The organism is Dyadobacter sp. LHD-138 (genome assembly GCF_030929615.1).
Classification (GTDB): domain Bacteria; phylum Bacteroidota; class Bacteroidia; order Cytophagales; family Spirosomataceae; genus Dyadobacter.
In genome coordinates this window covers 47,917-72,217 of the sequence record NZ_JAVFVU010000023.1, presented here as the reverse complement: position 1 = coordinate 72,217, position 24,301 = coordinate 47,917, and the positions used below count along the sequence as shown (strand labels likewise).

The 24,301-nt window shown below is 43.9% G+C and carries 23 protein-coding genes; 14 read left to right on the top strand and 9 right to left on the bottom strand.

From position 1 onward, the window contains the following. The first annotated feature begins 66 nt into the window (after window positions 1-66). Complete coding sequence (locus tag RB622_RS18095) at window positions 67-471, top strand: hypothetical protein (protein ID WP_308048002.1); 405 nt, start codon at window positions 67-69, stop codon at window positions 469-471. A 57-nt stretch (window positions 472-528) separates the two neighbouring features. Here the strand turns inward: RB622_RS18095 and RB622_RS18090 are convergent, their stop codons facing one another. Both RB622_RS18090 and RB622_RS18085 read right to left on the bottom strand, forming a co-directional pair. Continuing rightward, window positions 529-2,361, bottom strand: coding sequence for a hypothetical protein (locus RB622_RS18090; RefSeq protein WP_308048001.1), 1,833 nt, complete (start codon window positions 2,359-2,361; stop codon window positions 529-531). A gap of 111 nt (window positions 2,362-2,472) precedes the next feature. Next, window positions 2,473-3,273 carry a 5'-nucleotidase, lipoprotein e(P4) family gene (locus RB622_RS18085; RefSeq protein ID WP_308047999.1) on the bottom strand — a complete coding sequence of 267 codons (801 nt, stop codon included), beginning with the start codon at window positions 3,271-3,273 and terminating at the stop codon, window positions 2,473-2,475. Between the two features lie 159 nt (window positions 3,274-3,432). Here RB622_RS18085 and RB622_RS18080 point away from each other — a divergent pair, with 159 nt between their 5' ends. From RB622_RS18080 to RB622_RS18070, 3 genes are read left to right on the top strand one after another with little or no spacing between them, the layout of a single operon-like run. Then, window positions 3,433-4,164 (top strand): intradiol ring-cleavage dioxygenase, encoded by a 732-nt coding sequence (locus tag RB622_RS18080; RefSeq protein WP_308048044.1) that lies wholly within the window; start codon window positions 3,433-3,435, stop codon window positions 4,162-4,164. A gap of 57 nt (window positions 4,165-4,221) precedes the next feature. Beyond that, a complete protein-coding gene (locus RB622_RS18075; protein ID WP_308047998.1) occupies window positions 4,222-4,797 on the top strand; it encodes a hypothetical protein in 576 nt (191 codons plus the stop codon). Further along, window positions 4,794-5,513: a pirin family protein gene (locus RB622_RS18070; RefSeq protein ID WP_308047997.1), complete on the top strand. Its 720-nt coding sequence runs from the start codon at window positions 4,794-4,796 to the stop codon at window positions 5,511-5,513. The genes RB622_RS18075 and RB622_RS18070 overlap by 4 nt, the downstream gene beginning before the upstream one ends. A 5-nt stretch (window positions 5,514-5,518) precedes the next feature. On the opposite strand, the gene RB622_RS18065 is transcribed toward RB622_RS18070, so the two are convergent. After that, window positions 5,519-5,911: a protease inhibitor I42 family protein gene (locus RB622_RS18065; RefSeq protein ID WP_308047996.1), complete on the bottom strand. Its 393-nt coding sequence runs from the start codon at window positions 5,909-5,911 to the stop codon at window positions 5,519-5,521. Between the two features lie 314 nt (window positions 5,912-6,225). On the opposite strand from RB622_RS18065, the gene RB622_RS18060 reads away from it, so the two are divergent. After that, window positions 6,226-6,603 (top strand): catalase-related domain-containing protein, encoded by a 378-nt coding sequence (locus RB622_RS18060; RefSeq protein ID WP_308047995.1) that lies wholly within the window; start codon window positions 6,226-6,228, stop codon window positions 6,601-6,603. A gap of 62 nt (window positions 6,604-6,665) precedes the next feature. Here the strand turns inward: RB622_RS18060 and RB622_RS18055 are convergent, their stop codons facing one another. Continuing rightward, entirely contained in the window at window positions 6,666-8,285 is a 1,620-nt protein-coding gene (locus tag RB622_RS18055; protein ID WP_308047994.1) for a PQQ-dependent sugar dehydrogenase, read from the bottom strand. A gap of 303 nt (window positions 8,286-8,588) precedes the next feature. After that, window positions 8,589-9,671 carry a phosphatidylinositol-specific phospholipase C1-like protein gene (locus tag RB622_RS18050; RefSeq protein WP_308047993.1) on the bottom strand — a complete coding sequence of 361 codons (1,083 nt, stop codon included), beginning with the start codon at window positions 9,669-9,671 and terminating at the stop codon, window positions 8,589-8,591. 301 nt (window positions 9,672-9,972) lie between these two features. On the opposite strand from RB622_RS18050, the gene RB622_RS18045 reads away from it, so the two are divergent. Continuing rightward, the gene (locus RB622_RS18045; RefSeq protein ID WP_308047992.1) at window positions 9,973-10,806 is read left to right on the top strand and encodes a GNAT family N-acetyltransferase; all 834 of its coding nucleotides are present in this window, start codon (window positions 9,973-9,975) and stop codon (window positions 10,804-10,806) included. Here the strand turns inward: RB622_RS18045 and RB622_RS18040 are convergent. Next, the gene (locus RB622_RS18040; protein ID WP_308047991.1) at window positions 10,756-11,031 is read right to left on the bottom strand and encodes a hypothetical protein; all 276 of its coding nucleotides are present in this window, start codon (window positions 11,029-11,031) and stop codon (window positions 10,756-10,758) included. The genes RB622_RS18045 and RB622_RS18040 overlap by 51 nt on opposite strands. 111 nt (window positions 11,032-11,142) lie before the next feature. Here RB622_RS18040 and RB622_RS18035 point away from each other — a divergent pair, with 111 nt between their 5' ends. After that, window positions 11,143-11,724: a 2'-5' RNA ligase family protein gene (locus tag RB622_RS18035; protein WP_308047990.1), complete on the top strand. Its 582-nt coding sequence runs from the start codon at window positions 11,143-11,145 to the stop codon at window positions 11,722-11,724. Window positions 11,725-12,353: 629 nt separating this feature from the next. Here the strand turns inward: RB622_RS18035 and RB622_RS18030 are convergent. After that, a complete protein-coding gene (locus RB622_RS18030; protein ID WP_308047989.1) occupies window positions 12,354-12,581 on the bottom strand; it encodes a hypothetical protein in 228 nt (75 codons plus the stop codon). Between the two features lie 192 nt (window positions 12,582-12,773). Here RB622_RS18030 and RB622_RS18025 point away from each other — a divergent pair, with 192 nt between their 5' ends. Continuing rightward, entirely contained in the window at window positions 12,774-14,000 is a 1,227-nt protein-coding gene (locus RB622_RS18025) for an RsmB/NOP family class I SAM-dependent RNA methyltransferase (RefSeq protein ID WP_308047988.1), read from the top strand. Between the two features lie 6 nt (window positions 14,001-14,006). On the opposite strand, the gene RB622_RS18020 is transcribed toward RB622_RS18025, so the two are convergent. Both RB622_RS18020 and RB622_RS18015 read right to left on the bottom strand, forming a co-directional pair. Next, a complete protein-coding gene (locus RB622_RS18020; RefSeq protein WP_308047987.1) occupies window positions 14,007-15,686 on the bottom strand; it encodes a hypothetical protein in 1,680 nt (559 codons plus the stop codon). A 110-nt stretch (window positions 15,687-15,796) separates the two neighbouring features. Continuing rightward, window positions 15,797-17,143 (bottom strand): D-arabinono-1,4-lactone oxidase, encoded by a 1,347-nt coding sequence (locus tag RB622_RS18015; protein ID WP_308047986.1) that lies wholly within the window; start codon window positions 17,141-17,143, stop codon window positions 15,797-15,799. A gap of 220 nt (window positions 17,144-17,363) precedes the next feature. Here RB622_RS18015 and RB622_RS18010 point away from each other — a divergent pair, with 220 nt between their 5' ends. The 6 genes from RB622_RS18010 (at window position 17,364) to RB622_RS17985 (ending at window position 24,300) form a co-directional block, all read left to right on the top strand. Continuing rightward, window positions 17,364-18,527 carry a heparan-alpha-glucosaminide N-acetyltransferase domain-containing protein gene (locus RB622_RS18010; RefSeq protein ID WP_308047985.1) on the top strand — a complete coding sequence of 388 codons (1,164 nt, stop codon included), beginning with the start codon at window positions 17,364-17,366 and terminating at the stop codon, window positions 18,525-18,527. Between the two features lie 151 nt (window positions 18,528-18,678). Further along, window positions 18,679-19,800: an AI-2E family transporter gene (locus RB622_RS18005; protein WP_308047984.1), complete on the top strand. Its 1,122-nt coding sequence runs from the start codon at window positions 18,679-18,681 to the stop codon at window positions 19,798-19,800. Between the two features lie 139 nt (window positions 19,801-19,939). After that, window positions 19,940-21,880, top strand: coding sequence for a TonB-dependent receptor (locus tag RB622_RS18000; protein ID WP_308047983.1), 1,941 nt, complete (start codon window positions 19,940-19,942; stop codon window positions 21,878-21,880). 158 nt (window positions 21,881-22,038) lie between these two features. Beyond that, window positions 22,039-22,791 (top strand): alpha/beta hydrolase, encoded by a 753-nt coding sequence (locus tag RB622_RS17995; protein ID WP_308047982.1) that lies wholly within the window; start codon window positions 22,039-22,041, stop codon window positions 22,789-22,791. Window positions 22,792-22,920: 129 nt separating this feature from the next. Continuing rightward, window positions 22,921-23,697 carry a hypothetical protein gene (locus tag RB622_RS17990; RefSeq protein WP_308047980.1) on the top strand — a complete coding sequence of 259 codons (777 nt, stop codon included), beginning with the start codon at window positions 22,921-22,923 and terminating at the stop codon, window positions 23,695-23,697. A 69-nt stretch (window positions 23,698-23,766) separates the two neighbouring features. Then, window positions 23,767-24,300, top strand: coding sequence for a sigma-70 family RNA polymerase sigma factor (locus RB622_RS17985; RefSeq protein WP_308047979.1), 534 nt, complete (start codon window positions 23,767-23,769; stop codon window positions 24,298-24,300). Window position 24,301: the final 1 nt, after the last annotated feature.

Below are 24,301 nucleotides of genomic sequence, written 5' to 3'. Positions count from 1 at the left end.
AGGGCAAAGAATAACGCAAAAAAATCATTTTCGCAACGGACATTTTAAAATAAATCTTACCAGACAATGCCAAAACTAAAGATAACCCTTACCCAAAAATGGAATAAACGAACCAAAGAAATTGAGGTCCTGAATAATGGAAAGGAGCTTGGAACGGTTTATAATGGAGAAACATCTGAATTTGACATCCCGGATGGAAGCCATAAGATCAGTGTAAAATCCGGGTGGTACGGCAGTAAAGAAGTGACATTTTCAATTCATGAAAATGAAACAAAATCTTTCTCGGTTGATGTCTTTAAATATGGAAATCTGATCATTTCCTCCCTGTTTGCGGTGATCATCATCCATTTTATTGCAAGTACATTTTTCAACATAAGCTATCTGGTCTGGCTCAATATTCCAGCGCTTTTGATCATGGCTTATTATCTTACCCTTGGACGAAATGACTATCTGGTAATAAAAGAAAACTAGCATTCAGTCGGGTATCCGGCCGTTTTGATCAAATTACGACCGGATATCCAACTGATATCAAGCCATTTCCAATCGACATGCAAGCAAATCCATTTCCACTTTTTTCAATTGGCTGATCATGTCCGCCCGGTAAGATTCGGTCTGATTCTCAAATTGAGGTATCAGTCTTTTGTAATAATCAATCCCGGCTATTAGCTGATCGCTGAATTTCTGAAGATATTTTTTCTTCTTTTCATTCAGCATTTTCGCACTCATTGCAACATCCTTTTTGTAATAATCCACATACAAATTCAGCTCGTTGACAAACATATTGGGACGTTTCACCTGACTCAGTAAATCTACTTTCCCGTAGATATGACCAACCATTTCGTCTAAGGAATAAATTTTCGAAAACCAGGCAAGATTTGGCCCCGGACAAATGGATACGGCTTTATTCTCCCGCTGTCGCAACAGATTGTTTTTCAACAACGCAGACGCACTCAAACCGTCACAAAGACAAAGTTTCTCCGTAATCCAGCTTAATTGCGCTTCAAAATCATCCGGGCGCGGTTGCATTTCCTCCAATTGTTTAATTTTCAGATGCTGATATTGACGGGATGCCGTACAAATCGGCTCCGCAGTAAACTCGGTATTGGATACCAGGTATTTCTTTTTGCAGGGACTTCCAGGTCGTCCGGCCGCAATCCGATCCAAACGCTGTTTTTCGGCACTGCTTCGTTTGAAATTATTAAACAACACGCCCAGCGGCGAAGAATTGCTCACATAGTAATCGTCATGATCGGCTTCTGTCAAATCCTTCAAAGTACCGTCATCCACGTTGGTAACTTCCGGAACCAGCAAAAACGGACTCCCCCACCCGGTTGCGTCTACCTGGTAATGATCCAGCAGAAAACGATCTTCTTCCGCCGTTCCAATCCCGCCCTGAACCGTAATTTTCAAACCGGGTTTCTGATTTATCGCTACATTTTTGGTTAGCAATGCCGACTGACAAAGCGCAAAAAGTTCTTCGAACATTTCCTGTTTCCGGGTTTTAAATTCTTCCAGAATAGGGCCTAACAGATAACCTTCGGTGGCAAAAGCATGGCCACCGCAATTCAGTCCCGATTCAATCCTGAACTCCGAAACCCATATTCCTTTTTTGGCGAGGAACTTTGCCTGAATAAACGCCGACCGAAAATCGCTCACTTTTAAAATAATCTTCTTACGCAGCTGCCCGTTTGCATCCGGGTAAAAATCTTTGAAATTTTCGAGATAGTTATACAATCTTGGGTTCATCCCGGCCGACAATACCAGGGAAGAAGTAAGGCCGCTGTTGGCAAATCCTCTCAGCGCGGCCGAAGCGTCGGAGAATTCATCCGGCAGCATTTCACCATGCACATCACGGTTCAGCTTATCCACTTTCGACATGATATTGACGTCAATCGCGCCCTTTTGCATATTGTCACGCAAATATTGCTCAATCCGCAACTTCTCCTCTGCATCGGATGACGCCAGCATTTTAAGATAATGTCCTTTCAAGGGAGCACTATCGGGTAACAATTCAAAATAACGTTTGATACCACTGCCTTCTCTAAACGACTCCTGCCGCAAGGTTTCAAAATTCTTATTCACAATCCGGTCCATCAGATTCAGATATTCGGTAATCCGCCGACTTCTGAAATCCGTTTCTTTGCTGTGAATGGGAACATATTTTTCACCATTTTCCAGTGTATGCAATTTTCTCATTCGTTCAATCATTTCGTCATCAACGATCGAGGCCACGGATGAAATCCCGAAATGAGAAACTTTGATCGGTGTATCAACAGAATATCCCAGTCCTAAAACCGGTATATGAAAAGTATGCGTTGTATTTTCCTGACCCATAATGCTGCTTAGAGAAGTAAATTTCACAGCCCAAAACTATAACCTGTCGGGAACAGAAAAATTGACGCACGTCGTCCCGATTCATGATAAAGATCATCATGGCAAAAAGAGCGAAAAAAAATATTAACGTCTCACTAATCAATAACTTTTCAAAATGCTTTTGATTAGTGAGTCCTTTTGGACAGGCGTCAGTTTCATGTTGTACTTGTAAGCTGCACTTTCCCAATCTCCGTACACCGGATTGGGCAAAACAATAAACCGTTTGCCAAATTCAGCCGCCGACAAATAAGTATTTTTCAGCCGTTCATCCTCCGGTTTTTTATCAAACAATGCGCTAAAATCAGCAAGATTATCGCCCATCAGCATGATGATATGGTGTGTTTCAGCGATCGTCTGCCGTCTTGCTTCTTTGGATGATAGGGTTTGCTTCAATATCAAATGATCGTTCGTTGCATCCGGAAAACCAAAACGCACCAGATTAGCCAGTGTGCCTTTGCGCTCCGCTTCTGCACGATTGGTCAGGTAAAATATTTTCACGCCTTTGGAAGCTGCGTATTTCAAAAAAGGTAAAGCGCCCGGGATGGTATCTGCCTGCGACAAATCGGTCCACTGTTCCCACGATTGCTGCTCATAATCCTTTCCCTGCAACGACTGTTTGACATCATACGGACTGTTATCCAAAACGGTTTCATCGATATCCGTAACAATAGCGAGCGGTTTGGATTGCGGCTGTTGCAATGCCTGGTCAACCCGGAGATGGGCTATATTAAAGGCCTGAAGGCATAGCGCTTTGTATTCCGCGGCACGCTGCTGAAACAATGCAGTAAATAATTTTCCGTCGGCTGTCAGATTCAGGGAGCCATCATTCCCGCCGGGTTGGTGCCTGACAGCGGTACATCCCATAGCCAGCACGGTGATAATAAGGAAGTATTTTTTCATACGGCAAATTAACAGCTTATGTGTTTAATCCCGCCCGGGCCATTTATAAATGCAGCAATTTACCGCAACATTGATATGCTTTACCTCAAACTCTTCACTTTCAGCAACAACACTTTGCGTTCGGGCGTATTGTCTAAAAAACCAGAACTACTAAAACTTATGGAACGTAAAGAATTTTTAAGAAGAGGTTTCTTATCGGCATTGGGCACATCTTTTATTCTGCCAATGGTCGGTGCATGCAGCAGCGACAGCGTTGATCCTACCACCACCGGAACCACAACAGGCACGACGACCGGAACAACAACGGGCACCTGTACTACAACGGCTTCTGAAACAGCAGGACCGTTTCCGACCAAAACACCAAGCTCGCTGGTGATGGCCGATATCACGTCGGGACGTTCCGGAACAAAGCTTACGGTTAAAATCACGATCCAAAACAAAAACGCCAGCTGTGCTGTGCTAGCCAACGCGATCGTGGATATCTGGCATTGCGACGCCGATGGAAATTACTCCGAGTATGGCGGAAGCGGTATGCAGTCGACCAATTACACCAGTGTGCATTTCCTGCGTGGCCGCCAAACAACCGATGCTAACGGGCTGGTAACGTTCACCAGTATCTATCCGGGCTGGTATTCAGGACGCGCTCCGCATATCCATGTGCACATTTACAACAGTGCAGGCACGTCTTTGCTGGTTACCCAAATCGCTTTTGACCAGTCCATTTGTAATACCGTTTATGCACAAGGTGCTTACAAAAGCCATGGTTTACAGGACACGACCAATGCCAGCGATAATGTTTTTGGCGACGGTGTCGGTACCGAACTGGCTGCTTTTACAGGCAGTGTTGCAGACGGTTACGTGCTTACGCACACGATCGTTGTTAATGGCTAATTAAACAGAGGCTGTCAGTTTTCTGTTCTGACAGCCGGAAATAAACCGAATTGTGAAATGACAAAGGGACTTATTCAATTATGCTATCGCAAAATCATCGATGCCGACGCGCAAAAGGTATGGGACAAATATGTTTTTGAAGATACCTGGATGGAGTTTTTCATGCAGGCGCAGACCTACAACCAGGAAGGCCAATACAATACTTTTCAGGAAATCACGGAAAACGTGCCTGCTGCCAGCAATCTGAATTATCTGGTCAGCACGGCGGCGATTAATTACATTCGGCAACTGAAAGATATTGTCCCGGATATCGTCAATGTTTACGGCAAATTATGCTTGCCTTTCAACCGTTTCAGGTTCGAAATTATTCATGCTGACCTGAAAGATAAGGATGGTTACAAAATTGCTGTTTACTTTTACAGCGAACCTGTCACCTGGATTGACACATTGGATGGCAAACTGCTCATTGCCTACGGCGATCAGCGCGAAAACCTTCAATCCGGTACCGAAGTGGAAACTGAAATGATTGCACTTCAACCGTACCTGAATATTTCCAGCGTGATTCTTGGTTCGAAAAAATCTGATACCGAAAAAGATTGTCTGTTATTCACAACCGAAAGCAACCCGATATGATCACACAAACAGAAGGACAAATCTATCTTGCCGGCCAGCGCGGCTTATCACAATTATCCATGTTCCGTAGTTTTCACACCTTTAATTTCGGGCTGTATCAGGATGAAAACCGTGCCCCATTCGGGAATTTACAGGTTTTCAATGATGACACACTGGCTGGTGGAAAAAGCTTGGGTATGCAGGTAGGGCACAACACGGAGGTTATCCTTTTGCCAGTTGTTGGTGCTCTGGAATACCGGAACAGTCTCGGCAAAACAGGCATCCTGGAAGCCGGCCAGTTTCAGGTTTTTGCGGCTGCGAAAGGAATGGAATATGAAATTACCAATCCCTACGAAGAGGACCTGGTCAATTTTATACAGATCTGGTTAAAAAACGACGAGCCGGTTTTCGAGGCTAGCATGCAGGAAAAGAGCATCGATCTCGAAACAAGAAATCAGCTATTACCGCTGTTTTCCCCATATGTCGAAGATGTGACGATTCAGCAGCAAGCCTATGCGTTTATCGGAAAATTTGAGGGGCGACAAGAAGCTGTTTATCCGTTAAAAAATCCTGACAACGGAATTTTTGTATTCATCATCGAGGGAGCTTTTGAGGTTCAAAACAGACTGATGGAAGCACGCGATGGGTTATCCCTACGCAACCTGGAAGAACTCGAATTTGAGGCACTTTCCAACGACGCAATCATTCTGATCATGGAATTCACTGCGCCGGATTAAGTATTTCAGGGCTGAATAATCACATTCAGAAGCTTGGTTTCCGCTACTGGACCGTTCTCAAAAGAGCGGGCCAGGTTAAATTTCAGCAGGTCTTCACCCATTGCCTTCGTCGAATGCAGCGTAAATATTTTCATGGTCCCTCCTCCCACTTTTCGCCCGTTGGTTTTCTGAACCGACGACGATACTTCTTCAATTTGTGACTGGCCTTTGTCCAGTGTCCAGTCATATCCCGTGCCGGATTGCAGCGGTATTTTTACTTTCAACGAGCCTCCGCTATGAATAGCCACGGTTGTTTCCGCTCTTTCCAGTACGACGACGCGATGCATTTTCCTATCGGCGGCACATTGCCAGAAAACCATCACCAGAAATATCCACAAAATACACTCCCGTTTTTTCATCTCTTTAATTCGTTGAGACAACTCCGACAATCTGTAATTTCTTCCTGAAAATAGCAAATAACTCGATGTAAAACAATAGTTACAGGGAGGAAACGCTTGCGTCCGAAATCTTGATACAGAACAGAAAAAAAATAAATTTCCGGTAGTCCCCCGTATACTCGAATTTGGCAATCGACCTGGTCATAGGGGGAAGTGAACTTTGCATTGTCTATTAAATGGTATTGTACACAACGAGGGTGAAGCCGGTCTTCGCGCTCGTTATGATAAGACCGGCAGGCAAACTTATGTATTATCTAACACAACGTTCTTTTGTTATGACGCAAAACCCGGAACGCAACAGCCATCTCGAACTGGAAGAAATAAGATACTTTCCTCAAATGCCCTATAAGACGCCAATCGATAGAACCGAAGCCTCTTTTCAGCAAACACCGCTGCTGATGAACCTGAATGTAGGAAGCTGGTTGTCCGATGATGAACCGTTGTCCGGGACTTTTTATAAGGAAATGCTATCCCCTGAAGAAAAAGTTAACCTGATTGGCAACATCATTAAAACGATGCAGGGGCTTGATGCTCCGGACAAAGATCAAGTGGTCCGGCAGCAGCTTTATCATTTTTTCAAAATTGATACACTACTGGGAATGGCCGTAGCCGAAGGGCTGAAAGTAAAAATTACCTCCGTATTATTTTTGTAAAACCGGTTTACCCAGACCCCCACTTTCACGAAACAGGTGCGGGTTTGGGATGCCTTTTACAACTATTCTCTCACAAGCTTCATTTTTTTTACAATACCGGTTTCACTGTCTTCTACGTTGATGGTGTAAATGCCTTTGGAAAATCCTTTCAGGCTGAGTTCAAGCGCCGCCTCGGTAGTTGCTTTCGTCTTAATGACCAGTGCACCCGACGTACTATATACGTAAACGATATTGCCGGGTTTCAGACCGCCAATCTTAAACCCATCCGTCGTTGGATTGGGAAAAACCGACAAGGGATCAGCAGTACAGGGTGTGTTTACCGATAAAATCCGGCTGTATTCGAAAGTCTCATCCTTATCCACCATTTTCAAACGGTAGAACGTATTTTTTTCAAACGGATTCGCATCAGCAACGCTGTAAACGTGATTTGCTCCGGATGCCGGTATTGTTTTGATGGTTTCGAAAGTTCCGGCATTTGTACTGCGCTGCAATTCAAAATGAGAAAACCTGTCTTCCATAACACTTTTCCACTGCAGGCTTACAACACATTCCTCTGCTTTGGCCGTAAAATATTCCAGTTCAACAGGAAGGGGATCGCCTGGCAGCGTAATTTTCCCGATGGTTCCGTCGAAAAAGGAAACCGTGTAAAGTTCTCCATCTTTGTCTTCTCCAAAAGAAACGATCGAAGGATAAGACACATCCTCAAAAAAGCCGCTTTTTGCGCCATGCGTATAACCATCGGGCGTAATCATCCCGATTTTGGTGGATATGTAGTCGGCAAAGAAATAACATCCTTTGAAAGAATTGTATTTGGTACCCCGATACACATAGCCGCCAATCGCCGAAGCACTGTTGCCGCCGTTGTTCGTGAAACCGGGATACGCCAGCCTGGGAGCCGTAAAACTCGTCGCAATATCGCAGCTGCAATTTCTGTAAACCGCATTGCCCTCCATATAGTCCCAGCCAAAGTTTTTAGGACTGGTCACGTCGGTAGCTTTCAGCAAATTAATCTCTTCCCAGCCGTCCTGCCCATTATCCCCTACCCAAAAATCGCCGGTGGAACGGTCAAAGCTAAACCGCCACGGATTCCGTAAACCTTTGGCCCATATCTTTTGCAATATGTTCTCAGCCGGAACCGGGCTATCCACGTCAAGCCTTATCACCTTTCCAAAAAGTCTGTCCGGATTTTGTGCATTAAGTTCAGGATCACCCGGTACACCCCTGCTCCCCGGACCGTTATCTCCTGTCGTAATGTAGAGAAAATTATCTTTTCCAAACGCCATATCTCCTCCCCTGTGCCCGGCGTCAATATTTGTAAAAGGAATCGTTAAAATGGGTGTTTCCACTGTGCTTGCAATATCTGAATCAGCATTTCCTATTCTCTGAAAACGGGAAACCTGGGCCTCAAACCCATCTTTCACAATGTATAAAACGTAGAAATAACCATTGACCTGATAGTTGGGATGAAACGCGATGCTATATATACCCGCCCATTCAATGTTATTCATCTTTGCACTGATGTCCAGAAAAGCAGGATTATGAATGGGAATGCCATTTTTCACCACCTTGATTTTTCCGCCCACCTCTGCCACAAACAATCTGGCATCATAGGCGTGGGTCACTTTAAGCGGTCGGGTAAAACCGGATAAATAAGATTCTATAACCGGTTTTGGCTGTGCCATGACAGTCATTTTAAGCAGTTGCAGTAAAACAACAAAGGAGAGTATAAGTCTTCTACACATAGGGAAGGGGTTTGCAAATCAGCGGTAAAGAAACGCCTTTATTTTAACTAAGCAATTACCGGACAATATCTTGCTTAAAAAATAAAAACCCCAAGCCTTTAAACACTGATAACTAACAGATTACCCCTCAAATAACGTCTATATTTGGCGGGCATTTTTTGATCAACGTTTCGCGGTTAATTTCTTTTACACTTTATCAGCGTTACAAACGCTGGACCGGGCAACACCCATTGCAAATCGGAGTTAGCGTCCGGTGCCTGAATGTTCATTTGCAAAAAGCGGATTTACCCGGAAATAGGTATTCCCGCCAAAACTTACAACGTAATCCGACTTGAAGTGCGTACTTTTTACAAAATAATCCGTCGTTATAATTTGCGCGCCCGAGTTACAAGCCGCATCGAAACTGCTCCTGTCGTTATTCCTCGCTTGCTGCGTATCCGCGTCGGCACGGGTACGGATGATATACCCTTTTTTTACGAGGTCTTTTATTTCAGGCGCCTTGGGATTATTTCTGATCATCACGGCCGCCTCCGGAGTTCCGGGGTCGGCATCCGCAAACAACACGCGCCCTTTCAGCGAGGGATGTCCGGCGATATACAACGCTCTTTTACTCTCCTTATCGTCCAGCACAAAAACGAATTTACCCTTTGCCTCTTTCAAAGTCGGCCAGTTATTTTTCAGTACGGCGGCTTCCAGGGTTTCAAATTTGCCCCGCACCATATCTGGCGTGATCAGGTGTTCCTTTCCCAGATATTTCAGGAGCGTTTTGTCCACGTCTTCAAATGTCTTTTCCGTGAATTTTTCCGGCACGGTTAACTCCGGATTTTTCGATGGCTGGTCTTTTGCTTCAAGCGTAATAAATACCGGATGATGGTCAGGATGCGCCTCAGACCACTTTCTCAAATCCTGGAGGCAATCCGTAAATGTTAAGTAATGGCTCCGAAAATCGAGGTCTACCATATGAAAAATCTTAAAGCCCGGTGCTTTCATTTTTCCTTCCGGATCATAATTTTTCTGATTGACAGCCCAATCCAATCCTTTGGGATGTGCATATTTCCCGCCTTTTTCATCTGCATAAATATCAATTTCCAAATTCAGTAAACCCATGTTCAACTGGTCAATAATACTGATATGCGCATAATCAATTTTGCTTGCCGAAACCGAATCCTTCTGTTGAAATAACCTGAACAACGCCGGGTCAATCGCCTCCTTATAACTGTTATGCGACCCTATCACCTGAATCTTGTTCATGGGAAGATTGTCCGTATCGTTTTGTTTGATAAAAGGAAGGGCAAGAAGCAGGGCTAGGCCGGTCAGGGTTTTCATAGGATAAAAGTTACAGGTCGGGAGCAGCGTCATGCCGTCCATATTAAAACAAAACAGGGCAGGAAATTTACCCGACAAAGAAAAACTTAGATTGTTAACCCAAGATCAAGCCAGCATTAATTTTGCTGTTTCCCCATTTTTGGCCACAAATCGATATCCTTGTCCCCGCGTTTGTTTTAATTGTTAAGGACTTTCTTTTTTCTTCAAAACCTGTTGATTGTAAACGGCATTCACTCAAAATATTTTGAGCAGGCCATCAAAAATTTTTAAATTACTGCTACATATCTGAAAAATACCTGCCATGGACAATCAAGAAAATGATCCACAGCCTGTTTTTGTACACGTTGAACCGGTGCTTTGTGTCAAAAACATTACGGAGACCATTGCATACTGGCATAACGTGCTGGGTTTTCCCGGAAAATGGACCTGGGGCGATCCACCCGATCATGGCGGTGTTTCCTGGCACGACGTGTCTGTCCAATTTTCTCTGAATCCTGAACTGGCTTCGGTCTCCGAAGGTCATTCGATCTGGATCAGGGTGAAAAACATACGTACGCTTTATAAACTCCATCAAAAGAAAGGCATTCACATCGCGCTGCCCCTTGAAAATAAACCCTGGGGTATGACGCAGTATACGATCCGCGAGATTAACGGCTATTACCTGAGCTTTGCCGATCAAATTTCCGACCGCGAGGCGGTTAGCAAACAGTTACCGGGAAATATCCGCATTGTTCACAGAAAACCAACGATATCGGAATACAGAAAACTAATATCCTCCGTTGGCTGGTCAACAACCGCCAGTGATGAGGTCTTAAGATTTCAGCTGTCCGCAGTACTTCACGCTGTTGTCGCCGAAGACATTGCTACTGAAGAAGCCGTGGGATGTGTTTTGTTACTGGGAGATAACGTCAGCTTTTATTATGTAAAAGATATGATGGTCCACCCCTACTGGCAGGGGCAACGCGTGGGAACCGCGATGATGCGGGCGATATCACAATGGCTGGATACCCATGCGTCGGCGGGAGCATTAGCCGGGCTCTTTACAGGAGAGGGCCTTGCGGATTTTTATCAGCAGGCTGGTTTTTCAAAAGCGTTTGGTATGAACAAGATCATTCGACAACGTGAAGGCCAATGACCAGCATTCCGGACCTACGCTGCCACTTACTTTTGTTACCAGGCTGCTTTTGGTAAAGATGGACGATTGCTTTCCGCCGGTTACCGTTATTTTTCTTTCGGAGTCAATGGCATCACTGGAAGTACTGTATGCATAAATGTTTCGCCCGTTGATGTATATAAAAGTTCCGTCATTCAGGCCGTCATCGGCTGTTTTGGTCGTAATCGCGCCGTTGCTACTGGTCATGACTTTTAGCTACGCACACCCATGCCGATATGTTGCGGCGTGGTTTATTTTTCAGAAGAATTGATTTATATTTCCAAACCTTAACCGGTAAAACCTTAAAATTTTGAAATCATGAGCGACACTATTTTTCCAGCCCAACCAGGCCGTATGTGCGAGTATCTGTTAATTCTTTCACCCAATCAGGAGGTGAAAGACGAAACCATGCGCATCAAACGCATTTACAAGGAAAAATACAATTGCTGGAACGCCGACCGGTCATATCCTCATTTCACACTGGCTTATTCGTTCTTGAATGAAAATGAGCAGGAAGAATTTGTAGGTTATCTGGATGAAGTTGCGCTGTTAACGAATCCATTTTTAGTTGAACTGCATAAGTTCGAAAGGTTTGCCTCTTCTACCATTTATATGGACGTTGTAAACAAGGAACCTATCACCCAAATAGCCATTCTGGTCAAGGAAAAAGCCGGGCATCTCATGAAAACATATCAAAAAACGAAGCCAGAATTTATTCAGAATCCACATTTGACCATTGCCACCCGAATGAGAAAAGATCAGTTTGAACTGGCGTGGAGCGAGTGGCAATCCGTTGCTATTCAATACAATTTTGAAGCCATTGATATGACACTTTTGAAAAAACCGGAAGGAGGCCGCAGGTATGAGACCGTGAAAATATTTACGTTTTCGAAAAAATGAGGCTGTGATAATTTCAAAGGCTTCGCTTACAACCTTTGTGGTCAGATTGTTGTCTATCCATAAAGCCCTTTGTACCATGAAAAAAATCCTGTACTTATCGTTCCTGATACTCATTTTAGCGCACTGCAACTCAAAAAAGCTATCGCCCGAGGCAGATGTCAAAACCTGGTCCGCTCCATGTTCCTCTTTTTCAAAAGACAAAGACGGATATATCTTGAGTGGATGTTGTTACCATGTTACGATCCCTTCTCTGGTTTTAAACAAAAATGAGTCTTTTTCAAAAAAAGGAATGATCCGCTCACGTGATAACAAGGGAAATTATACGGAAACAGAAGTTGACGTAAATGGTAATTTGTCCTCCGATGGTAAAAACTTATATGTCAGCTTTACCTACCATAATAAAATTGTTAATCATGAATTTTCTATTGTGGAATCAACTATGTTATGTGATTGTGCGTGTCTTTAAAGTAAATCACTGAACTATTCCAGCCTGATTTTTTTATACTCGGACGGATTCTACCCTTGTATCTGCCACAGTTATACGAAAAAGGACAGATTCAAATCCATAACGCAACGGCTTACTTGTTTATATCACTCAGTAAATCAAGCGATTACACCCACTTCACCTGTTAAATACTTGCCCTGATATCCGAATCTGGATTTTTATCCTTGTGCAGGTATTCCCAGTCAACGATTTTATGTTCCGGATAAATATTGCTGGTATCCTCAGGATCTTTCCCTCCTTCGGTGTCAACAAAAGCCTTCAAAACCTCTCTGTAAATCCCTTCATGACGAACACCATTCCGATCCTTAAACCGAACCTGTTTATGATCCGCGGGCATACTTATATTTTCCATAACAATTTACAATAAATGGTTAGAATAAGGTGTCATCAAAAAGGATGCCAGCACAGATCGTCAGAATCAATTTCCCTCCATTATTATTTGTCAGGGATCATTACCTCAAAAACTTTACCGAACTTTGCCCCATAACACGATTGCAGTGATCGGTGTAAAATCTAATTCCGGACCATCCCGTCTGTCTGAACTTTGAAACTATATAAAGGACTCATTGAGGCTACTGTTCATGCCTTGCAACACATATTTTCGGACAAGCAACAAGCCGACCGTGTCGTTGAACGTTTGTTAAAATCCAATCCAAAATGGGGCGCCCGTGACCGCGCTTTTTTGGCTGAGAATATCTATGAAATCGTGCGCTGGTGGCGTCTGATCAAGTTTTCGGCTGGTATGGAAAAGGTTACCCAACCTGCTGATTTCTGGAAAATCGTCGGTGTTTGGCAGATCATCAAACCCACACAGCTTCATCTGGACACGGATAATATTCTGCCCGAATGGGCTGAATTTGAAGGAATTAATATAGAAACCGTTTTAAACCGGTATCAGGAAGCCCTGAAAGTTCGTAAAATCGCGCAGTCTGTTCCCGACTGGATTGACGAAATCGGTGAAAAAGAATTGGGTGAAAAGTGGGAAAAGGAGCTCACGGCCTTAAACAACCAGGCGCCCTTTGTACTTCGTGTCAATACCCTGAAATCCGATTTAAAAACGGTCATTTCCGTTTTCGGGGAAGATAAAGTGGAAACTGTCGCAGAGATCCCGACAGCCTTGGTCCTTAAAAAAAGACAGAACGTCGCAGGTCAGGATAGTTACAAAAAGGGATTTTTCGAGATTCAGGACGCAGGTTCTCAGCTAATTACACCTTTTATGGATCTGCATCCGGGTCAGACCGTTATTGATGCTTGCGCCGGTGCGGGCGGAAAAACCCTTCAGATCGCAGCGGCACTACAAAATAAAGGGCGTATCATTTCCCTGGATATTGAGAATTTCAAGCTGGAGGAACTTCAAAAACGGGCTACACGTAATGGCGTTAAAATCCTCTCGACCGGACTGATCAAATCAGATAAAACAATCAAGGAACTAGTAGATACGGCCGACCGTCTCTTGCTGGATGTACCCTGTTCCGGACTTGGCATTTTACGCAGAAATCCCGATACAAAGTGGAAACTCCAGCCGACTTTCCTCAACACGATCCGCAATACGCAATGGAATATCCTGAGCACTTATTCCAAAATGGTTAAAAGAGGCGGCAAAATGGTTTATGCAACGTGCAGCCTCTTACCCTCAGAATCTGAAAATCAGGTCACCCGGTTCATCATGGAATTTGGAGACCGATGGAGACTGATCGATGAGCGCCGTACGTCTGTTGCCGATGAAGGTTATGACGGATTTTATATGGCTTTACTGGAACGGATTAAATAGCGCACGCTAATTTCCCAGTTTAAAATTCCGGATGACAATTCTGCTGTCCGGAATATTATTAATTGTCCAGCACAAGACGATATCATAAAAACCGCCGGGGATTTTGGAAGGAAAAACGGCAGTAAAAGAATGCGGTTCAGACACCTGGCTCAATAGATTATTAACCCACCCTTTGTTTGGCGACCGGACGGCTACCAGCACCGGATTAAGTACATTTTCCCGCTTGAATAAAGCCAGATAAACATTTCTTTTTGGGACAAGGGAAGGCAAATTACCTATTTCTAAAGTGACTACCGGATAAATACTGTCCCTAAATCCATCTGGTTTCGTTAGTGCCTGGCTCTTAAAAGTTGCTTTCAATTCCTGCCCCTGATTTTTCAACGCCATGCCCCAGCTGGAAATCCAATCCTTTTTCAGATATTCCGGAAAATCATAATAGGTGTAAAATGCTGCTTCCGGATCCGGCGCACCCGAATACTGATGAATGAAAAAGTTGTGGGCCGGGTAGTTAAACGCATCCACTTTTAATTCATCATTATGAACAATCACCGCATTCTGATATTTCACATACGCCAACAGGTTCAGCGTTAACGTTCCAAAAAGAAATGCAAAAAAGAGCAGGTTTTGAAATCGCCCGGCTTTGAGATGGCTTAATACGAACAGATAAAACATGATAAAAATACCCGCTGAATAGATCTGAAACCGGATCGACAAAATACTTTCCGGGTTATCGCCTGAGCGCCCCAAGGCAACCATTAAAACGCAGGCCAGCAGCTTGTAAAAACATATTTCAGTAAGACTGATTGAAAAAACCCAGTTGGGTTTCCTGATCAGGTTCCAATATTTGATTACGGTGAAGACGCAGGAAGTCAATAAGATTATCCCGCCAAATGCAATCGCCATCAAATAGCCATGTGAGTCGGACAATACTTTGACGATTGAGCCCGAAAGTCCTACAAACCCCCTGAATACGATGCGTACAAACTGGGAAATAGACGGAAAATGGGATGCAGATGAAAATCGAAAATTGACAAAAAACAGGTAAATGTAAACCACTGAAAACGCGCCAAAAATCCAGCTTTCCTTCACACGTTTCTGGGTTATCAGCCAAAAAAGCGCAATTGGAATTACACTCACGCCATCCAGATTCGCAAGCGTGGCAGCAATGGCCAGCGGAATAGACCAAAGCCAGGTTTTCTTTTTTTCGGGTTGTAGAAAATAAAGGCAGTATAACGAAAAAGCGATGGACAAGTTCTGTTCAAAAGCGGTGATACTCCATAGCTGCGTAGCATATACAATGGGCGAAAACAGTACGACGGAGACCGGAAGAAACAAAAGCAGGTTTTTACCAAATGATCTGTAAATCAAGTAAAACGAATGCCCTACCAGGATGAGGTTTATGTAACCAAAAATAATCATGGTACGAAAATTGATTTTTCCATACCAAAAATCAATCACTACCCCTGCCAGTCGTGAAAAGAAGATCCGGTGGTCGTTGTGCTGCTGGATGAGACTTTTAAAAAGTCCGGAACCCTGTTCGTGGATGTAATTGATGGTAATGAGTAAGGCTTCATCATCGTTATACGGTACATTGATGGCGTTTACCCATATATATGTACCAAACGTAAACACGGGAATAAGCAATAAAATAATGTAAGGCCAGGAACGGGAGGGTAACGAATCCATGATAAGCAATTTTAAATTTTGCAAAAAAACTTCACTACCGTTATAAAAAATAACGGCACAATTCACGCTAAATTCTATTAAGTAGTTTGTTGATTTTGAGCTACTATTGACTAGCTCTGATAAATATAAGTATTCAAAAATCCGTTGCGAAGTTTTCCTTTCGGGTCAAATTCTTTTGCCAGTTTTTGAAAATCCGGCAGTTTCACGTACAGGGATTTTAACTTTTCCGGGGTCATCGTAAAGAGTTTCCCCCAGTGTGGACGCGCATGAAACGGCGCCAGTTCTTTTTCAATGACTGGCAATAACCTGCGCACCGCCGGCCAGTCCTGTTTCCACGTAAAATGTATCGCCACACTATCCTGCCCGTAACAAGGGCTCATCCAAAAACCATCCGCGGCAATAGTCCTGATTTCCGACGTTAACAAATGCGGACCAACCTGATCAGCCAAACGGGAAATAGCCATAATCGCTTCAACGGCGTTTTTTCTAGGAACAAAGTACTCTGATTGTAACTCTTTTCCGCTGCTTGGCGTGAAACCCATTTTAAAATGCGGCATTCTTTCATACCAGGGGCCTGGCACACCCATTTGCTCCGTGCAGTTCTCAGCGGATAATTCCGGAATCGGGTGCAGATTTTTCGTGGCCAGCTTCGCGCCAAAAAGTGTTGGTCCGGGCTTGTAATTTTCTCCTTTCTCAATCTTTCTCTTCACCCATACTTCTGCAATATCCCTGCTTTGCCAGTTTGTAAAAAGACTGACACTATATCCGGTTGACTCAATCTCATCAAAATGCTCTTTCAGCTGCGTCATTTGTAGATTTTCGTATACAAACTGGTTCATCTGAAAGGTCGGCTGAATGTCCAGCGTTATCTTCGTTACCACGCCAAGCGCACCCAGATTCACCACAGCCGACAGAAATTTCTCACCATCTTTTTCTCTTGAAAGTTTTACAATGTCTCCTGCCCCCGTCACCATTTCAAAGCCGGAAACAGCGGTGGCAAGATTTCCATTTTTCTCTCCCGAGCCGTGCGTCGCCGTAGCACAGGCTCCTGCCACCGAAATGTGTGGCAATGAAGCCAGATTATGCAGTGCAAGTCCTTTTTTATCCAGATACGGACTCAACTGTCCATATTTCAATCCTGCATTAACCGTAACCGTTTTTCCATCTGCATGAATCTCAATATTTTCCTCAGCCTGCACCACAGAAATAAATGCATCGGTGCTATCCGCTATTTTATTGAAACAATGACGGGTACCAAGCACTTTAAACTTAGTATGCTTCTTTACAAAATCCTGAACCTGCGCCGTGGGACCAGCCTGAAACAATTTCGTGGTACCATATTCCAGATTTCCCGCCCAGTTTTTTAATTTTTCACCGGTTGCCCAACCAGTCAAAGGAGAAAACAAGGGTGCTGTCATTAGCGCAGATGATAATTTGATAAAGGTCCTTTTCTTCATATGCAACAAAATTAGAGATAAAAAGCCCGCGAAAGCCCCTCTGAAATATGATTTCATTACAAATTAATAGAATTATCAAAAAAAGCAATTAATTTCTTATCTAACGGGAATCCCTTGAGCGGCTATTCGTCTCCCCGATCTCCCTCTTTTCAACATGCCGCTGCCACCAGTAAACTTTCCACTTTTATACTTTTGGTAATAACCGCAACCCTTTTCCGGCATGAAACGCATTGATACCATTGATTTTACCCGAGGTCTGGTTATGATTATTATGGCGCTGGACCATGTCCGGGACCTGACGCACACCACGGCATTATCCGATGATCCAACGAACCTGGATACGACGACGGCGACTCTATTTCTCACCCGATGGATCACCCATCTCTGCGCGCCAACTTTCGTGTTTCTATCCGGTGCATCGGCTTTTATCTCCCTAAAAAACAACACCAATATTGCACAGTCCAGGAAATTTCTGGTGACCAGGGGCCTATGGCTGATCGTTCTGGAATTTACAGTCATTACTTTGGGATTGTGGGCCGATATCCAATTCCGGATGATGGTTTTTCAGGTGATCGCGGCCATCGGGCTTGGGTTTATTATCCTTTCGTTTCTTTTAAAAATCCCACCAAAAACACTTGGCATCTTAGGCCTGCTCATTGTCTGTGGGCACAATCTGGTACAGGGTGTTAATTTCAACGACAATGTCACACTGCGGGTAATCTGGTCGTTTTTCTTCCGGCTGGATGTGTTCCCGGTCACGCCAAATTTCACATTCGCTGTTTTATATCCGTTTCTTCCCTGGTTTGGCATCATGCTGACGGGTTATGCCTGCGGACAAATATTTTTGCAGGGAGAGGCCAGGCGCCGCAGAACCTTATTCCTGACCGGACTTGGTTTGCTCGCTTTTTTCGTTGTGCTCCGGTTTGCTAATTTTTATGGAGACCCGTCCCCATGGAAAACCCAGAAAACTCCGCTTTTCACGTTGCTGTCTTTCATCAACATATCCAAATATCCGCCGTCCCTATTGTATGCTTCGCTTACTTTGGGAATCAGTTTTCTGGTCATGGCGCTGGCGGACGGAGCAAAAAACAAGTTTGTTTCCATCATCTCTGTGTATGGAAAAGTGCCTTTATTTTATTATCTCCTACATTGGTATCTCGCTCATTCACTGATGTTTGCTTTAATGTTTTATCAGGGATTCACCTGGAAGGACCTTCCTTTTGGTCCTTTCCAGTTCGGACGACCGGTTAATGGCTCCGGCGTTGCGCTTCCGTATGTATATATGATCTGGGCATTCGTGATCATCGTACTTTATCCGCTCTGCAAATGGTATTCGGGGTATAAATCGGCACATCGTGAAAAAAAATGGCTCCGGTACATCTGAACGTCGGCTTCTCGTATACCTTATTCAGATAAATCCAGTGGCTTCGGGCTGATCTGATTTAATAACTATTGTTTAACTTACCAATATTTCGCTTCGGCCGATCCTTTATTCAAAACCGAACCCTGATTTGTTGCTTTTTCCATAACGTCATATGAGTCCACTTGCGCCGCAGCCCTTTTATCATAAGCTTTCACATTCTCTGATCGCGCTGGCTCTGATTACGCTTGCAATCTACCTCGGACAGGACATCATTGTGCCTCTGGCCATGGCCGGACTACTGGCGGTATTGCTCCGCCCGATCGAAGGCTGGCTCCTCCGTATGGGAATCCCGAAAGTACTCGCGATTAGCGTCACCGTTACGCTGGCCATCCTGCTCGTTACCGGGCTGACAGTCGTACTTTCCATGCAGATCGCTGATTTTTCGGACGAATTGCCCAAACTGAAAAAGAATATCAACGATTTTTACCGGGAAATACGGCGCTGGATCCGCCGGGAATATAGCGTCAGTTATCGTCAGCAGGATCAATATCTTCAAAAAGCACAGACACAAACACTGGAAAATTTTCAGGGCGGCGACACACTTGGTGTTGTAACCGGACCGCTCGGCACCTTGGTTTTATTACCCATCTATATCTTTTTGCTTCTTTACTACCGCGCCATGCTTTTACACTTTATGGTCGAGGTTTTCACGCAAAAACACAAAGCCAAGGTACATGAGATATTAAGCGAGATCAAATCCATTATCCAGAGTTATATGGTTGGTTTGCTGCTGGAAACCACCTGCGTTGCCGTCCTGAACTGCATAGGTTTGCTGGTTTTAAATGTGCAGTATGCTATTTTACTGGGCATTATGGCTGCCATTTTGAATCTTGTTCCCTACATCGGCGGGTTGGTTGCGATCGTGCTGGCTGTGCTCGTCACCTTCATAAGTCATCCGGAAATCGATACCATTTTAGGCGTTGTCGGAATATTTCTGGTCGTTCAGTTTATCGACAATAACTTTCTGGTTCCCCTGGTTATTGGTTCTAAAGTAAGGATCAACGCTCTGGTTTCAATCATTGGCGTGTTGGTTGGCGGTGCTATTGCAGGCATTTCCGGCATGTTTTTATCCATACCAGCCATAGCCATGTTAAAGGTTATTTTCGACCGGGTTGAAGGGCTTGAACCCTGGGGAATCCTGCTCGGGGACCAAACCCCGGTTGAAGAAAGGGGCCATATTTTCAGATTTGTTAAAAAGAAAAAGAACGAAATTACCGACGATCCTGCCGAGTAATGACACCGTGTAACCAGATTAAACTAAAAATCCAGGAAGCATTCCCCCTTCCCGGACTACCATATATCTTAAAACCGGAGTAAATAAAGAGTCCGGACCGGCAATACTTTTGCAGTGCATTTATCAAAAATCATTGTTCATGAATTTGTCTAAACTTTACATTTCGTTCTTTCTTTTTATCGCTGTGCAAGGTGTCAAAGCACAGGAAATATCGCTTGACCCAGTTACGATCACTTCTTCACTCATTGAAAAAAGAGCCTCTGAATCTGGCAGAAATATCGCGGTAATCAAAGGGGATTATTTCCAGAATCTTCCCGTCCACAGTATTGACGATTTGTTGCGTTATGTTCCGGGTGTGGAAATTCAGGCCCGTGGACCGATGGGATCTCAAAGTGATATCGTTCTTCGTGGTGGTACCTACCAGCAGGTATTGGTGATCATGGACGGACTAAGGCTTAACGATCCGAACACAGGCCATTTCAGCAGTTATATACCGATTGCTCCTTCGGAAATTGAACGTATTGAAGTATTAAAAGGCGCGTCCTCGGCAATATATGGCTCGGAAGCAGTTGGCGGTGTGATCTACATCGTTTCAAAAACTTTTGCTGCAAAACTGGCTTCCGAAGACGAGGATGCGGTTAAAAATAAAACGATTGTTAACGCCTCCGCATCGGGTGGACAGCACGGATTTTTCGGTACCAATGTCGGCGCATTTATCCCGAGAAACAAGTTAGCGGCTTCTATCGGCGGTGTCACCAACAACGCCGATGGTGTACGCCAAAGAGGAACTAACGGCTATTTCCACAACAACACCTTATCGCTTTCGGCCAATTATGCGCTCTCACCGGCATGGAATGTTGCACTTCGTTCTTCGTTTGATCACCGGGATTTTTCAGCTCAGAATTTCTATACGACATCTAAAGCTGACACTGCTCAGGAACAGGTTAAAACCTTCTGGAACCAGATTAAAATTGGCTATAAAAAAGGTAAGTCTGCCTTCTCCTTCGACGCCGGGTATAAGTTTGTACAGGATTATTACCTTTTCAATTCGGCTTCGATCCGTAACAACAGCAAGTCGAAACTTTGGCAGGGATTACTTACCTGGCAGCAGATTTTGACGCCAACCACAACCATGGTAGCCGGTCTTAATTTCCAGAACAAAAATATTGTATCCAACGACCGTGGAGATCATTCGATCAATCAGCTCGCTCCGTTTGTAACATTTTCCCAGCGAATCGGGGAATCCTTTACCGTGACCCCGTCCATCCGTTTCGACTGGCGCGAAAATATTGGAACCGAAGCCGTGCCTCAGGTAAATATTTCTTACAAAAAAGAGCACTGGCAGCTGCGTGGCAGCGCCGGAAAAACAATTCGGGATGCTGATTTTACAGAACGTTATAATAACTACAACAAACCCATCGTAAGCAATGGAAGCAGCGTGGGCGATCCCGCATTGAAAGCCGAAACATCATTCAGTTATGAGGCCGGGGCAGACTGGTTTCTGACCAATGTGAAAATTTCAGGAACATTTTTCCAGCGCCGCCAGAATAACCTAATTGATTATACGTCAACGCCGTATGCGCAGATGCCCCGTAAGGATAATCTTTCTCCAACCGGTACCTACGGACTGGCAAAAAATGTTGCCAGCGTGAACACCACCGGTGCCGAACTGGATTTCCAATATTCAAAATCACTGACAGACAATCAAAAACTTTGGTTAACCACCGGATTAACCTGGCTTAACAGTGAAAGCAGTGAAGCAACGCCTTCTTTTTACATCTCCTCACATGCCAAATTTCTGGGGAATTTCTCGGCCTTATACCAGATTTCCAACCTCTCTTTCAGCGTGAACGGAATTTATAAAAACCGTGCAAAACGTGAAGCAACCGCGATTGACGCAACCATTACCAGAGAATATTTTGTCCTGAATGTGAGAGCCGAATATGCTGTGATCAAAAAAACGCTTTCCGTTTTTGCGCAGGCTGATAACCTTGGCGACAGAAAATACAGCGATTTGCTTGGTTCAAAAATGCCCGGCAGATGGTTAATGAGCGGCTTAAAATACAGTTTCTCAAAATAGATTAAATCCACAGATCAAAACCCGCAGCAAGATTCTCACCGAGAATTATTGCTGCGGGTTTTTCTTTATAACAAAGTAATACCAATCCATACTAAAAGTCCATTCGTACATTTGTAAAAGCAATGTAAACCAGTATCTTCCACGGAAATAATTTTCCTATGCTACGTCTCTTTTTGGTGTTTTCTATTTTTTCTGCCTTTGTTTCCTACGGACAATCTGAAAATGATACGCCTGTTATCTCAAAATCTACTACGATGAATATTTATTTTTTAAGTGGATTAGGGGCAGATAAAAGGGTTTTTAGCAAATTAAAACTGGACGAGCGTTTCAACGTTCATTACATTGACTGGATCCGGCCAAAGAAAAAAGAATCACTTCATCGCTACGCGTCCCGGTTAACGGCGCAGATGGATACGACCAAACCCTTCCAATTGGTTGGACTTTCTTTCGGCGGAATCATTGCCTCTGAGCTTTCGTCTATCGTGCACCCGGAACAAATCATCCTTATTTCCAGTACACCAACGAGCATTCCGGTTTCAAAATTCAACCGTGGACTTATCAAATTTCTACTGTTAAGTCCGTTCGCTGCGCCTGTACTCAAATCAGCCAATTCGTTTACCTACAAATTTTTCGGTGCTGACACGCCTGAGCTGAAAACACTGTTAAAACAAATTCTGCATGACACCGACAGTAAGTTTTTGAAATGGGCACTGATCTCCATGAGTGCGTGGAAGCATCCCGTTAAAGCTGATCATTTGTACCACATGCACGGCGCCACGGACAAGTTAATTCCGCTCAAAATTGTGAAGCCGGATGTGGTCATCGAAGGTGGCGGGCATTTAATGGTGTATGCCCAATATGAAGAAATTTCAAAAATCCTGAATGCACAACTAGCCTCCAAGATGCGGTAAAGGCATTTTTCTTAAATATTTCAAATTAATATTATCTCCCACCCAACCTTCCTCCTATCCCTTGTAGTTTATTTTATTGACAGGAAAAGCTTGTCTTTCTTCTCTTCTTAAACTTTACTACAAATTGTCATGAAAGGAAAATTAGCCGTAGGAATTATTTTGCTGGCGCTGATGCAGCTGGTCGCCTGTGAGAGAAACAATGTTGACGTAGCTGCCGACAAAGTAAAATCTTCAAAACTGAATGGGCTGGAAGCCTCCAAAGTTACCGGAATTAAGAGACAGGAACCGGTTATCTTCACACTTGCGGGAAACCTTACTCCCACCAATTACCGCTGGAAAGTTACGCCCACGGCATACAGCATCATCAACAAAGGCAGCGAAAGTACAGCCATTACTTTTCTTAAAGCCGGCTCGTACTCAGTCGTGGCGCAGGATAGTATCACGCTTGACTCTGTTTTTATCCGTGTGGAAATTGGCTCCGAAATCTATCAGGATGAAAGTGTAGCAATTGACCAGGATGTCAAGGAAAGTCTCACTGCTGATGAGGTCATCAGTCTCACGCCGATCATCTATGCCGACTCTGCAGCACATCTTGATTTCTCGGCTATCACAAAAAATAACTATTCGTGTTCGAATAATTCACTAACTTATTCTTTAGGTAAAAACGGTGACACATACATCATCAATTTCCTTGATGTAAATGTCCCTGCTGGCTGTTCCGGTGGCCCTACCAAAGCCAAAAACGACGTTATGCTCTATTGGCCAGTCGGTGAAAACAAAACTTACAACCTGGAAGTAACATTAAACAACACGACCTATAACGGAACTTTTGAACGAAAAGGAGCCAAATACGAATTCACCTGGCCTCATACGACAGGCGTGGTCCTGACAAAAAAGTCATTGTAAAAAAATCTGACAAACTGATCACCAAATCGCCGGCAGTTGCTCAACATTGCCGACGTCTAAAGCATAAGCTTGGATAAATTAGAGGATATATTAGCCGGTTGTAAACGCAGAGAGCGACAGAGTCAGGAAAAATTGTATCGTCAATTTTATCCTGTCCTGTTCGCTTTGTGCAAAAATTTCTTTGAGGACAAACACGATATTGTCACGGCCATAAACAATGGCATGATGAAAGTTTTCAAAAATCTCGATCAATTTGACTCGCAAAAAGGTGAATTTTTCAACTGGATGTATACAACCGTGAGGAACGCCGCACTCACCATGTTACGAGACCGCAAAACCCAGTCCTTTGTTTATGATGAAATCAAAGAAAACATGTTTTTTGAAGCGCGGGAAAATCCCTTTGAAAAATTGGAATACGACGATATTGAAATTTATCTGAATAGATTACCATTGGCAACCCGTCGGGTTTGCTGTCTTTTTTATCTGGATGGATTTTCGGTAAAGGAAATTACGGAATCATTGGCGATCAGTGAAGGCACGGTGAAATGGCATCTGAGTGAGAGTCGCAGCAGATTGAAAATTATTTTTGAAAAGTCACTTTAGA